At 39.2% G+C, this 13,787-nt stretch carries 13 protein-coding genes; 10 read left to right on the top strand and 3 right to left on the bottom strand.

Annotated elements, in window-relative coordinates; all coding sequences use genetic code 11:
• The first annotated feature begins 13 nt into the window (after positions 1 to 13).
• The 4 genes from VXN63_RS04100 to VXN63_RS04085 are packed head-to-tail and all read left to right on the top strand — an operon-like array spanning position 14 to position 5,165.
• Positions 14 to 1,045 (top strand): NADH:flavin oxidoreductase/NADH oxidase, encoded by a 1,032-nt coding sequence (locus VXN63_RS04100; RefSeq protein WP_327756703.1) that lies wholly within the window; start codon positions 14 to 16, stop codon positions 1,043 to 1,045.
• A gap of 32 nt (positions 1,046 to 1,077) precedes the next feature.
• Positions 1,078 to 2,034 carry a glycosyltransferase family 2 protein gene (locus tag VXN63_RS04095; protein ID WP_327756702.1) on the top strand — a complete coding sequence of 319 codons (957 nt, stop codon included), beginning with the start codon at positions 1,078 to 1,080 and terminating at the stop codon, positions 2,032 to 2,034.
• Positions 2,027 to 2,449: a GtrA family protein gene (locus tag VXN63_RS04090; protein ID WP_327756701.1), complete on the top strand. Its 423-nt coding sequence runs from the start codon at positions 2,027 to 2,029 to the stop codon at positions 2,447 to 2,449. The genes VXN63_RS04095 and VXN63_RS04090 overlap by 8 nt, the downstream gene beginning before the upstream one ends.
• Position 2,450: 1 nt before the next feature.
• Positions 2,451 to 5,165: a YfhO family protein gene (locus tag VXN63_RS04085; RefSeq protein ID WP_327756700.1), complete on the top strand. Its 2,715-nt coding sequence runs from the start codon at positions 2,451 to 2,453 to the stop codon at positions 5,163 to 5,165.
• A gap of 58 nt (positions 5,166 to 5,223) precedes the next feature.
• Here VXN63_RS04085 and VXN63_RS04080 read toward each other — a convergent pair whose 3' ends face one another.
• The 3 genes from VXN63_RS04080 to VXN63_RS04070 all read right to left on the bottom strand — a co-directional run bounded on the left by VXN63_RS04080 (position 5,224) and on the right by VXN63_RS04070 (position 7,755).
• Positions 5,224 to 6,069: an aldo/keto reductase gene (locus VXN63_RS04080; protein ID WP_327756699.1), complete on the bottom strand. Its 846-nt coding sequence runs from the start codon at positions 6,067 to 6,069 to the stop codon at positions 5,224 to 5,226.
• A gap of 150 nt (positions 6,070 to 6,219) precedes the next feature.
• Positions 6,220 to 6,678 (bottom strand): flavodoxin, encoded by a 459-nt coding sequence (locus tag VXN63_RS04075; RefSeq protein WP_327756698.1) that lies wholly within the window; start codon positions 6,676 to 6,678, stop codon positions 6,220 to 6,222.
• A 141-nt stretch (positions 6,679 to 6,819) separates the two neighbouring features.
• The gene (locus VXN63_RS04070; RefSeq protein WP_327756697.1) at positions 6,820 to 7,755 is read right to left on the bottom strand and encodes an NADP-dependent oxidoreductase; all 936 of its coding nucleotides are present in this window, start codon (positions 7,753 to 7,755) and stop codon (positions 6,820 to 6,822) included.
• Between the two features lie 246 nt (positions 7,756 to 8,001).
• On the opposite strand from VXN63_RS04070, the gene VXN63_RS04065 reads away from it, so the two are divergent.
• The 6 genes from VXN63_RS04065 to VXN63_RS04040 all read left to right on the top strand — a co-directional run bounded on the left by VXN63_RS04065 (position 8,002) and on the right by VXN63_RS04040 (position 13,779).
• Positions 8,002 to 8,607: a hypothetical protein gene (locus tag VXN63_RS04065; RefSeq protein ID WP_327756696.1), complete on the top strand. Its 606-nt coding sequence runs from the start codon at positions 8,002 to 8,004 to the stop codon at positions 8,605 to 8,607.
• Between the two features lie 161 nt (positions 8,608 to 8,768).
• Complete coding sequence (gene map / locus VXN63_RS04060; protein ID WP_327756695.1) at positions 8,769 to 9,524, top strand: type I methionyl aminopeptidase; 756 nt, start codon at positions 8,769 to 8,771, stop codon at positions 9,522 to 9,524.
• Positions 9,525 to 9,707: 183 nt separating this feature from the next.
• Positions 9,708 to 10,784: an acyltransferase gene (locus tag VXN63_RS04055; RefSeq protein WP_327756694.1), complete on the top strand. Its 1,077-nt coding sequence runs from the start codon at positions 9,708 to 9,710 to the stop codon at positions 10,782 to 10,784.
• 58 nt (positions 10,785 to 10,842) lie between these two features.
• Entirely contained in the window at positions 10,843 to 11,385 is a 543-nt protein-coding gene (locus VXN63_RS04050; RefSeq protein WP_327756693.1) for a metal-dependent hydrolase, read from the top strand.
• Between the two features lie 163 nt (positions 11,386 to 11,548).
• On the top strand, positions 11,549 to 12,265 hold the full coding sequence (locus tag VXN63_RS04045) for a GntR family transcriptional regulator (RefSeq protein WP_327756692.1): 717 nt from the start codon (positions 11,549 to 11,551) through the stop codon (positions 12,263 to 12,265).
• 176 nt (positions 12,266 to 12,441) lie between these two features.
• Positions 12,442 to 13,779, top strand: a complete 1,338-nt coding sequence (locus tag VXN63_RS04040; RefSeq protein ID WP_327756691.1) for a PTS sugar transporter subunit IIC — start codon at positions 12,442 to 12,444, stop codon at positions 13,777 to 13,779.
• Positions 13,780 to 13,787: the final 8 nt, after the last annotated feature.

Below are 13,787 nucleotides of genomic sequence, written 5' to 3'. Positions count from 1 at the left end.
AGGAGTGTAAAACATGGCTAAATTATTCGAACCGATTCAACTGAATCGATTAACACTTAAAAATAGAATCGTTATGGCACCCATGTGCATGTATGCCGTACATAAAGAAGACGGAGAATTGACCAACTTTCACGACGCACACTACGCCAGCCGGGCAATCGGTGGGGTCGGACTGATTTTCCTTGAAGCAGCGGCCGTTTCAGAAGAAGGACGCATTACAAACCAAGATCTTGGAATTTATAATGACAAACAAACAGTGAAACTAACAAAATTAGTAAACACCATTCACGAACTCGGCAGTAAAGTCGGTATCCAAATTGCCCACGCCGGAAGAAAAGCAGAAGATGCACCAAATTCCGTTGCACCAAGCGCACTAGCATACAGTGATGCTTACCGAACACCAGACGCACTGACAGAAACTGGGATCGAGAAAATCATTACCGATTTTAAATCAGCTGCAAAACGAGTAGAAACAGCAGGATTTGACGCCATTCAAATCCACGCTGCTCACGGCTATCTAATCAACCAATTTCTCTCTCCATTAACAAATAAACGAACGGATACCTACGGGGCTCAATCACTAGAGAACCGTTTCAGATTACTAAAAGAAATCATAGAACAGACCAAGACCGTTTATACTGGAAATATCTGGGTACGATTCTCTGCAACAGACTATGATATAAATAGCACAACACTTGAAGAATACGACCAGATCAATCATTGGTTAAAGGAACTGGAAGTGGAAGTTGTTGATGTATCGACCGGCGGACTGCTGCCTAGAAAACCGGACGCCATTTATCCTGGTTATCAGACAAAGTTTGCAAGTCATTTCAAAGAACACTCAGATCTTTTGATTTCAACAGTGGGGAAACTAGGTGATCCAGATTTAGCAAATTATGTTCTGGAATCTGGTCAAGCGGACATAGTCTCACTAGGTAGACCACTACTCAGAAATCCAAATTGGGCAGCAGCGGCTGCTAAAGCCTTACATGATAAGCAATTCAAACCTTTTAACCCTTCATATGGAAGAGGATTTGACGAATAAATAAAATGGTAAAATAGAATCGAGGAAACAACATGAAAACATTGTCCGTCATTATTCCTGCATATAATGAGGAAGAAGTACTTCCCCAGCTGATTGAAAGACTGAATGAAGTCAGTGAGAAATTAGATCGCTATGCATTTGAGTTTTTGTTCGTGAACGACGGAAGTACCGATGAAACGTTGAATATATTAAAAGCATTAAACAAGCAAGATCCACGCATGAAGTACGTTGATTTATCGAGAAATTTTGGTAAAGAAACAGCTATGCTAGCAGGATTTGACTATGCAACAGGAGATGGCATCGTAATTTTGGACGCAGATCTTCAGCATCCACCCGAAATCATGGAAGAAATGATCCACTGGTGGGAACAAGGTTATGAAGATATCTACGCTGTAAGAAAAAAACGAGAGGGCGAGTCTTTCTTAAAGGAATGGACCTCAAAAACCTATTACAAAGTCGTTCAGAAAATGACACCAGAAAAAGTGATTCCTCAAGCCGGAGATTTCCGTTTGCTGGATAAGAAATGTATCATTGCCTTGAGACAACTAAGAGAACAAGAACGCTATACAAAAGGAATGTACGGCTGGATTGGATTCAAGAAAAAAGAAATCACTTATTTTGCTGAAGAACGAGCAGCGGGAGAAACAAAATGGAACTACAGTAATCTTTTCAAGTTAGCTATTGATGGCATTACTTCTTATAGTACTGTCCCTTTAAAAGTCTGGTCTTATATCGGCTTTGCGATTTCTGTTTTTGCTTTTGTGTTTCTAGCAGTTGAAATCGTTAAAACCATTCTATACGGTACAAACGTTGCCGGCTATCCGACACTGTTGGCTGCGATTCTATTTTTAGGAGGCATTCAACTCATCTCTTTAGGGGTGATCGGAGAATATCTCGGAAGGGTCTTCGTAGAGACTAAGGGGAGACCGCCTTACTTTATTAGAGAATCGTCTCAAAGCGATGTAGATAAGGGAGAACAACATGATTAATCAAGTGCATGAACTTTATAAAAAATACGAAGAAGTCATTAACTATCTTTTCTTCGGTGTGCTCGCAACGATTGTAAATATTGCCGTATTTTACCTATTTGATACGGTTTTAAATGTACCCTATCTCTATGCAAATGCGATATCCATTGTTGCGGCCATTTTATTCGCATTCGTAACTAATAAACTATACGTATTTAAATCACAATCAGCAAGTAAAGGTGAAGCCTTCAAAGAATTCTATTTGTTCGTAGGATTCAGATTGTTATCTGGAGTATTCGACATGCTTAGTATGTTTATTCTTGTTGATTTCTTGACTATCAATACAAATGTTTCAAAAATAATCACACAATTTATCGTCGTTGTTGTCAACTACGTCTTCAGTAAGTGGTTTATTTTCAAACAGAAAGAAGGCTAAAATGAGCGCAGTAAGACAGTCCTACAAAGAACAAATCACTAAGCGAACGCTTTTAATCTATACGGTCTTGTTCATCGGAATGATGGCAGCAGTTTTGGGTGCCTATTTTCTTTCAGCAGGAGCGTCTTTTATTTGGACGACAGATGGTTATACCCAACATTACTTATTATTTCATGATTATCTAGAAAAACTTAGAGCCCTCTTTAATGGACAAGGATTTGCGATGTGGGACTGGACGATTGGCATGGGTGCCGATGTGATTCAGTCTTATGGTTATTATGTGATCGGAGATCCATTCGTCTATCTGGGCTTACTATTTCCAGAATCAATGACAGAGTTTGCCTATCATGCACTGATTTTTTTAAGGATTTGGAGTATTGGTGCAGTATTTTTACTCTACGCTCGAAAAATGCAGTTTTCGCATCAGGCTGGGCTAGTAGGATCCATTCTCTATGCATTCGCCAATTACGGCATTTTTAGTATGTCGAGGCATCCGTTCTTTGTATTACCGCTAATCTGGTACCCGTTACTCTGTTTAGGGGTAGAGAAGATCCTTAAAAAAGAATCTAGTGCAGTGTTTACCCTTGCTGTTACGCTTAGTGCAGTGAGTAATTTCTATTTCTTCTATAAATTGACGATTCTGATTCTATTATATGCAGTGGTTCGCTACTTTATGATCTATAAGGCAACACAAGCATTCTGGCAAGCTTTCTTGAGAACGACCATTGCTTATATTATTGGGTTGATGATTGCTGCGGTCGTTTTTATTCCGATCGTTTACGGATTTTTGAATTCTTCAAGAAGTCCTGGTGGAATAGAGATTAATTGGTTTATCTATCCACTAGAGTACTATCTTGCACTATTCAAACATGCTATTTCACCGGGAAGTTATTTCTGGACAATTGGTGGATTTTCATTACTTTCATTTGTAGCACTAGTTTCAGTCAAGAAAAATGCAGGATTCAATGCTATTAAAATCATTTTGACCGTACTCACTGTGTTTTTACTGTTCCCGTTTTTTGGATCATTTATGAACGGCCTATCAGGTCCGTATAATCGCTTTTCATTCGTCTTTGCTTTTTTTATGGCTCTAGCAGGAGCCTATCTAATTGATCAAAATGGACGATTCGCGCCGAATGCAAAAATGAAATCCGCTTTGCTTTTAGCAGGTTATACCTTACTATCTCTATTGGCTTTTGTGTTTCCAGAAGTATTGACTAGCTATATGCTTGTGCCAGTCTTAATTGGCTGGGCATTCTGGTGGGTCATGTTTTCAGCAAAAGTTACTGACAATGTATCAAGGAATCGAATGATTCTAAGTCTGGTCGTTTTGAATATGGGGCTGAATACCGCGGCTTATTACTATCCTTTTGGTGGGAATATGATCTCTAATGTATTAGACTATGGGACGGTTGATGATCTCTATGAGCAAGCTTTGGGTGGCTTAGAGCAATCAGAGTCATCAGATCTAACGAATCGTGACGGAGAGGTTAACCGAGTCGGTGTGACCTATGCGGATGATCAAATTAAAAATCAATTGATTTATTTGGACACGAGGGGGTTGAATGCTTATCTTTCTATTTCAAATGGGCGCGTGTCTGAGTTTGCAAGAGCAATGGAGATCAGTACGTATCAAACCATTCAACCGCTTAGAAATGGTGTAGATGACCGAACAGAGTTGAATCAGTTTCTAGGTGTTCAATCTATTATCACTTCGACCGAAAATGAACCTCTACTACCTTATGGATATGAGGTAATTGAAACGAATTCAGATGAAACCTTTATTAAAGCGGAGACGGCAAATACTTACCCATTTGCTTATGCAGTTGATCAAGGTATTGCAGAGTCTGATTTAATGAAAAGAAACGCACTCGAAAGAGAAGCTTTACTCTCAAAAGGTGTGATCTTAGAAGATGCAGCATTCAAAAAATCGCAATTAGCGCCAATGGATACTGAACCAGTCACAGAAGAACTGGCATACAACTTAACGGTATCTGAAGAAACGCCAGTGAAGCTAGAAAATCAGCGTTATATAACGCAAGGAAAAGGCATCAATCTAACCTTGACCGTTGAAAGACCAGAATTAATGAATAACGCAGAACTCTACGTCAGACTAAATGGATTGAAGTATCATCCCCTAAATGAATCGCCTCTATTAAGGCAACAAACGAATTATAGAGTGAATGCATCAAATGGAGAGTCAGGAAAGAGTGTGTATCAAGCGGATCGTTTAAGTTTCAGTTCTTATTTCTATAGAGAATCGATGCTGATTAATTTGGGATATGCAGAAGAAAGAACAGACAATCAAGTTCAGATCCAGTTCAATCGACCTGGAGAATACGAAATCGATCATATATCATTACATGCTAAACCGATTGATAGCGAGCAGCTTAATCAAGAAGCGGCTGACCGCAAGGAACGCGCAATGGAGATCTCTACCTTTGAGCAGGGTCGAGTAGAAGGAACGATTAATAGTGCTGGTTCTGAAATGTTGGTTACAACCACTCCTTATTCAACAGGCTGGCAAGCAACAATCAATGGAGAAGCAGTAGATCCAGTAAAAGTCAATTTAGGCTTCGTCGGACTACCATTGGTTGAAGGTGAGAATACAGTAACCCTAACATATCAGACACCTTTGCTTAAGCTAGGCGCTGTGATTTCAATTCTAGGTTTACTTTTACTAGGAGCTAATCAATTTTTTTACAAGAGAAAATAACATTAAAAAAGGAGCATCCTGATTAAATTCAGAATGCTCCTTTTTAGGTGGAGTTAGATTAGAATGATACGTTATCAGGATCTGGTGCTTCTCCAGCAGTTCCTTTAAGTCCATCGATTGTTTTCATGTCAGCATCTTCGATTTCAAAATCAAAGATATCAGCATTTTCATGAATACGTTTTTCGTGTACAGATTTAGGAAGTGGAAGGAATCCGTGTTGTAGACTCCATTTCAAGACTAATTGAGCGATAGACTTATCATATTTTTCAGCTAATTCTTTTAATTCGTCTACTTCAAAGATTTTACCTGTTCCTAGTGGGCTATAAGCTTCAGAAACAATATTATGAGCTTGATTGTATTTCACAACTTCGTCTTGCATAGCACTTGGGTTCAGTAAAATCTGGTTCAGAGTTGGTTCGATTTTAGCTGTTTCCATCAAAGCGTCGATATGATGAGGGTGGAAGTTAGAAACACCCAATGCACGGATTTTTCCGGCTTCAACAGCTTCTTCCATTGCACGCCAGCTTTGAGCATTCATTTCTTTCCAGTTATCTCTGAATTTTTTTGGATTCGGCCAGTGAATAATATATAGGTCGATATAATCTGTATCTAATTTTTCAAGAGAATCTTGGATAGCTTGTTTCGCTTCTTCGTATCCGTGATCATTGTTACCTAGTTTAGTAGTAACAAAAACATCTTCACGATTTAGACCGCTTTTTTTAAGACCGCGACCAACGCCTGCCTCATTTTTATAAGCAGAGGCTGTATCGATATGGCGATATCCAGCTTCTAGTGCCCAGATAACCGACTGTTCAGCATCTTCTTCAGAAGATTGCCAAGTACCAAAACCAACTACAGGAATTTCTACACCATTTTTCAATTTATACGTATCTGTTAATGACATTTTACATTCCTCTTTCCTATTTATGAATAAGTAAAAGTATACACCAAGAAAGTCAGGAGTGCGAATGATTGAAACTCAGAGAATGGATGAATTAAAAAAAGCATCGATCAAACCTGATAAGCACAGGTCGTCGATGCGGATGATTTGGTATTAGGATTGACTATTTTCGTAAGATTCAAAAAGTGCTTTCGCGAAAGCGCCCAGCTTTTCTTTATCAGCTTCTTCTGGTTCTAAATCGACTTTTACACTATCAGCGCCTTTGACTGCACCGGTTTTATCGAACTGGTCATTGAAGTCATCAACGGACTGGCAGAATTTATCGTAAAAAGTATCTCCTGAACCAAACGTTCCGTATATTTTGCCGCTCAAATCAACTTCTTCGAGTTCTTCATAGAAGTCTACGATTTCGTCAGGTAAGTTGGCATCTGTTCCGTACGTGTACGTTCCGACGATTGTAATATCAACGTCTTCAAAGTCCTCAGGGTCAGCTGAAAAACTTTCGACAAGTTCAACTTCTGCTCCAAGTTCTTCAAAGGCCGCTTCAATGATTTCAGCACATTCCTCTGTATTTCCGGTCAGGCTAGCGTAGACGATCATTACTTTAGGCATGTCAGTCCATCCTCTCTCTGTTCATTCTCATTAAAACAGTATAGCAAAGAAAGGGGAGGGAAGAAAGTGATGGAATATAAGAATTGTTTCATCTATTTAAAAAGAAGAGGCCTACCCATTGGGAGACCTCTTCTAGATAGATTATTTGATGTTGATGACGATTTTACCTTTTGCATGATGCGTTTCACTCAAACGGTGTGCTTCTCTTAAACCTTCTTCAGTGAATGGGAATGTTTCACCAACAGTAGCTTTAAGTTTTCCGTTAGTCATCAGTTCGCCCAGTTTAGCTAGACGTTTACCATCTGGTTGTAAGAAGAAGTAGCCTGTTTTAATGCCTTTTTCTTCTGCAAGTTCTTTATCCGGTTCGTCTGTGATTGAAATCAGAGAACCACCTTTTTTCAAGACGTTGAAACTTTTCTTCTGAATGTCGCCACCCATAGTATCAAAAACGATATCATAATCTGACAGAAGCGATTCGAAGTCTTCTTCTTTATAATTGATGAAGGTATCTACACCTAGTTCTTTCAAGTAAGCTGCGTTATCGCCACTAGCGGTAGAGGCAACAGTAGCGCCAAATGATTTTGCAACTTGTATCGCTACACTACCAACACCACCAGCACCTGCGTGGATCAAGACTTTATCGCCTTTTTTGATTTCAGCCATTTCGACTAAAGCAGTCCAAGCAGTTTCCCCAACTAATGGGATAGAAGCTGCTTCACCAAAAGAAACATTTTCTGGCATGGGTGCAAGCAATTCTTTATCAATCGCAATATACTCTGCATAAGTTCCGCGAGGGTTTGTTTCTGGTCTAGAGAAAATTTTATCTCCAACAGCGAAATCTTGAACATTTGCGCCAACTTCTTTGATGATACCTGCTGCGTCCCATCCTAAGATAATTGGGAACTCGAATGGCATCATGCTGCTGAGGTAACCTTCACGCATTTTCCAGTCTACTGGGTTGATGGATGTCGCATGTAATTCAACAAGGACTTGATCTTCCGTGATTTCTGGTTTAGGTACATCTCTTTCGACTAATTGATCGGCTGAGCCGTATGATTCGATAACAATGGCTTTCATTGATATTCCTTCTTTCGTTTAGTTTAAATAATGATGAATGTGCTCTTACGTAATTGAATATAACAAAAATACACAAATCATCAAGTAAAGTATATCTAACTAACATAGTATACAAATTAAATTGTGCAAAATCAAATAATCGAACTTTCACATAAAGTTCACTCGCCAAAAGATAGAAAATGGTATGATAGACTGAAAGCGGATAACTATTTTATTAAACTTGTAGAAAAGGAAGATTGAAGAGCAATGGCAAAGACACAAGTGAAAGAAATTTTGCAATCGAACGACACAAAAAAAGAGAAATTTGATTACTTATGGGAATACTATAAATGGCATGTTTTTGGGACAATTGCAGCGATTTTGTTTGTGATTTATATTGTTGTGCAAATGCTGACTCGACCTCAAGTCTCTTTTAACATCGGGGTATTAGGACCTGAAACAACTTCCGAACAAGAACAAGCGCTTAGTTCAGATTTAAAGCAGTTAGTGGATCCAGAAGAGGAAGAAGGCGATATGTTTGTAACTGTGACACCTGAAGGTCAAATGGCGGAACGATTTTTTGCACAACTAACGGCTGCTGAATATGATCTGATCTTAATGTCAGAAGTGGCTTTTGAAAATTTTGCTTCTGATCAAAGTATGCAAGGAATAGATATTAACGGCATTGATGAAGAAGACTTACGATATTCTGAGGGAACTGAAAATGTGATTGGCATCTCTACCAATGCAGTGCCATTTTTCAATAATCATGATGCGACACAAGATATGATTGTGATGGTTCCACAAAATGCTCGACATAAAGATCAGACCGTACGCTTTTTTGAAGCACAAGGAATCGATTTATCTGAATAGCAATGCCTGTTTAAAAAGCGAACACCACATTAAAGGGTGCTGATAAACACTTAAAAAATTGTCTTTCTCCTGATAACCTTTAAAGATAAGGTTCCGAAATGAACAAATTTTCGGTATAATAGTTGGTGACTTTAAGTTTAGACAACAAGGGGACTGATTATGTGATTACATTAAAATCACCTAGAGAAATTGAAGCAATGGACCAGTCAGGTGCAGTGCTCGCTGATATCCATGAGAAATTGAGAACGTTTATTAAGCCTGGGCTCACAGGTAAGGATATTGACCAGTATGTAGAAAAGATTATTAAAGAGCACGGCGCAACAGCTGAGCAAAAAGGATTTGAAGGCTACGAATATGCAACGTGTATCAGTGTAAATGACGAAATCTGTCACGGCTTTCCACGTAACGAGAAACTGAAAAAAGGTGACTTGATTAAAGTAGATATGGTCATTAATTTGAACGGTGCTTTGTCAGACTCTTGCTGGAGCTATGCAGTAGGTGGCGCGACAGAAGACGTACAAAAGCTGATGGATGTTACTTTGACGGCCTTGTACAAAGGAATCGAAGCAGCTCAGTTGGGTAACCGTATTGGAGATATTGGTCATGCAATTCAAACATACGTAGAAGCTGAAGGATATGCTGTCGTTCGTGAATTTGTAGGACACGGCATTGGACCAACCCTTCATGAAGGACCAAGTATTCCTCATTTTGGAGAAGCTGGCAAAGGTATCCGCTTAAAAGAAGGCATGGTCATCACGATTGAACCGATGATCAATACTGGAACATGGCAATCAAAAATGGACAGCAATGGCTGGACAGCACGTACGAAAGATGGTTCGTTAAGCTGCCAGTACGAACATACATTGGCCATTACAAAAGAAGGACCTAAAATTCTAACCAAGCAAAAAGGTGTATAAGATCGTTCTACTAAATGAATCTGTTAAATCTGGAAGTACGGGAAATCGACCGTGTTTGAAACGGTTCATTTTTCGTCGCTCCCAGATTTTTTAATGGTCTCTTTTATCCAGCACTTATGAATACGTTCTAGCTTAGATTTTCTGATATGATATTTTTACAATAAAGTCGAGGAGAATCATCTTATGAAGCAAAGAGTCTGGTTTGCAGACGTTCTGAGAATTGTGGCCATCGTCATGGTCATCTTGATCCATGTCATCTCAAAAGATACGCACCGCTATGATTTGGATACGTATCAATGGCAGTTTATGAATGTACTCAATGGCATCAGTCGAATTTGTGTCCCACTACTCTTTATGGTTAGTGGCATGTTTTTTCTAGATCCCAAAAAAGAACTAGAACCTAAAACAATGTATACAAAATATATCTGGCGACTTGTTAGAGCCTTTTTATTTTGGTCCATCATCTACGTCTTTATGAGCCGATTCAGACAACCGGATCAGCCAATCGTGGATGAAGTCGACCAAACCATGCTTGAAATCGTACAAGGCTACTTCCATTTGTGGTTCCTGTACCGCTTAACTGAGGTCTACATTATGACACCACTCCTCAGACCGCTCACACGAGACAAACAACTCGCCCTATACTTCCTGCTCGTGAGTTTCGTCGTAGGGATCTTAATTCCAACAATCAATCAATTTCCAGTTAGGTCAACGGCAACCGTCGTCGACAATGGCTTAAATGTCGATATTACGCTTGGTTATGCAGGTTATTTTATGGCCGGATATGTGCTGAACCAAGTCCAATTGAAACAGAATTGGCGCTACGGCATTTATCTACTTGGATTGGGCGGTTTTGCGGTTACGATCATTGGTACAGCCATTCGCTCCATGCAAGATGGTGTGATGTATTCTCTATTTTATGAATATTTAACGCCAAATGTATTTTTTGCAGCGATAGCAACCTTTGTCTGGTTCAAGTACGCAATGGAGCCGGTCGAATTATCAGATCGGGTGAAAAAGACGATTGTCCATTTTTCTAAATATTCTTTTGGCATTTATTTGATTCATGTACTCGTTAGAGATTTAATCTGGGACAGAGGCATCAATACAACTTTTGCGACACCCGTCTTGTCGATTCCAATCATGGTCATTTTTGTTGGTGCTGTAAGCTATGTCTTGATATGGATACTGATGCGTATTTGGAAAGTCATCACGACGAAATGGCGAAAAGTAACAAGCAATAAACTAGAAACACAATAACGACTATTCGATAAATCTTCACTGCATGATTTGTTTGAACCTGAAGGAGTAACCGTAAGTGAGATACAAAACGCACCTAGCAACAACCTTCGCTGTTGCCCTCCCTATCATGGATTCAGCCCAAGCGCTGACTGTAAGTGGCGTTGCGCTACTAGCGATAGGAACAGTCTTTCCAGATATTGACGAACCAAATTCTTATATTGGGCACCGCATGAAAGGTGTGAGTGGTGGCATCAACGGGTTATTTGGCCACCGTGGTCTGACGCATAGTCTGCTTGGACTAGTAGCCATCTCTTATCTATTCTACTTATTAGCTAGCTGGATATCTTTTCCAGTTGAACTGATTCAATGGTTCAGCTTTGGATATCTAGCGCATCTAGTTGAAGATTCATTTTCCAGAAAAGGTATCGCCTGGTTACAGCCCATATCTAAAAAACGATTTCAGTCTGGGTTTGAAATATTTTATTACTCAACAGGTGGACTAGTAGAACAAGTAGTATTTTTTGCATCCATTTTAGCTATTTTGTATCACTTATCCCAGTTACAATTGAGTGATGTGTCCTTTACCTATTTAAACCGGTTAGTCCATCAATACTTTTAAAAGACTTTCAAAGTCAGTGTTCCTTAAATGTGGCACCTGACTTTTTGTTTTATCTTAATAAAAAGGGAACATCAGCCTTTTGATCAGCTAGTATTTTTTTGATAAATCTGATACTATTTTAATTACGAAACGTAAAAGGTTTCAATAGAGGAGGGTAGGTTAGATGCCGAAGTATAAAGAAGTTGCAGAAACCATTAAAAAACGAATCAATGATCAAATTTATACGGTCGACGAGAAATTACCCGACCAGCAAACACTCGCAAAAGAGTTCAATACAAGCCGAGTAACTATCAAAAAAGCTTTGGACTTACTTCAGGCAGCGGGGCTACTCTATACCATCCAAGGATCTGGATCGTACATAAAACGAAACGCATTGCTTAAAGCACAAACAAGTATTCAAATCGGGCATAATGTCGGCTTAACGACCGCAATACAAGAAGAAGTTAAACTTGAGAGTCAAGTGATTACTTTTACTGTGCGCTTTCCCGATGAGAAAGAACAGCTTCAACTCTTGATTGACCGTGAAACACCTGTTTACTATTATCAGCGCTTAAGAATTTTAGGAGGTAGACCGTATTCACTTGAAAATACTGTCGTACCTGTTCACTTGATACCAGGAATAACAGAAGATGTTTTAAAGGATTCTGTTTACCGCTTTATCCGAGAAGAACTTGGAATATCCTTCAAGGATAATAGACAAATTGTTCGAGCTGCAAAGCCAAGTAAGCTCGATCAAGTTCATTTAAAGTGTAAAGAAACCGATCCCGTTTTAGAAGTAGAAAAAATTATGTACTTGACTTCAGGTACGCCATTTGAATATTCTGTTGTTCATCACCGCTTTGATATGGTAGAAATGTCCTTTGAGAACCAGAGCAATTGAGTGTTGGGTTAAAATAAAATAGCTTAGAGAAAGAGTTGTTCGGTTACTAAACGAGCAGCTCTTTTTTAATACGTAAAATTTGTATATACAAATTATATATTTATCTTTACATTTTACCCATAACGCGTTAAACTGTTTTTGAAAGCCATTACATAATATATAGAGGAGGAAAAAAGATGTTGGAAGATAGTAAATTTGTTAGTGCATTAAACCAAGTAGCGTATAAGATCAATAGCTATAAATACATCATAGCGATTAAAAATGCGTTCACACTGTTGTTACCCATTATTATCACAGGTGCCTTTGCGACCTTATTCTCAAATATGGTGTTTGATAGTACCAATGGCCTTGCGCAAATCAGCTGGCTCGCTTGGTTAGAGGGACTAAAACCACTGTCTCAAATGGTCAACTATGCCACAATGAACATGATGGCACTAGGTGCAGTGTTTCTAATTGGGAATGAAATGGCCAAGCTGAACAATCTAGATGGACACTTTCCAGGACTCTTGGCAGCTTTATCTTATATAGCCATTATTCCTACGACGATTGACATGGTTGTAGACAATCAAACTTTTGAAGCAGCGAACGTGATCTCAAGAGACTATACGGGTTCAGGTGGCTTGTTCCTAGGAATGATTGTGGCAATTGGCTCTATTGAATTGTATACCTGGTTAGGGAAACAAGATAAGTTGAAGATCTCAATGCCAGATTCGGTACCAACAAACGTATCACGTTCTTTTTCAGCATTGATCCCAACGGTTTTTACAATCATCATCGTTGCAGCTGTTGGGTTTGCAATTAACGCGATTACAGGTATGCATATCTACGACATTATTTATAATCTCGTTCAAGCCCCGCTTGAAAACATCGTACAAGGTCTACCAGGCCTACTTGTCTTGATGCTGGTTTCTCAATTGTTCTGGGTCATTGGGATTCACGGAAACCAAATCATCAAACCCATCAGAGAGCCCATTTTATTAGCGGCTATTGCTGAAAATACACAAGCTTTTGAAGCGGGAGAAGCCATCCCCAATATTATCAATATGCCTTTTTGGGATATTTACATGACGGTTGGGGGGTCAGGATTGACTCTAGGATTATTGATTGCCATCTTTATTGGGAGTAAACGAGAAGATTTTCGTTCGATTGGTAAGCTATCTTTTGCGCCAGGAATCTTTAATGTCAATGAACCCGTCATCTTTGGTTTACCAATTGTTTTAAATCCGATTATTGCTATTCCTTTTGTCATCACACCACTAGTTACAGGAACCATTGCTTACTTCCTAACATCCATTGGCTTTGCAGGTAGAGCAGTCGTCATGATTCCATGGACAACACCACCACTTCTAAGTGCCTGGATCGCAACAGCAGGAGACTGGGGCGCAGTTATCACACAACTGATTTGTATCGTCGTTTCTGTATTGATTTACTTACCATTTATTAAAGTATCGAACAAAGAAACAAAAGTAGAAGACATTGAAAAAGAACAGTTTGGTGAAGAAAGCGTTCAGTAAAAATAGAG

The organism is Marinilactibacillus sp. XAAS-LB27, assembly GCF_036039175.1.
Lineage (GTDB): Bacteria > Bacillota > Bacilli > Lactobacillales > Carnobacteriaceae_A > Marinilactibacillus.
Note: the sequence above shows the minus strand (reverse complement) of the source record. Positions and strands in the feature narration are given on the sequence as shown.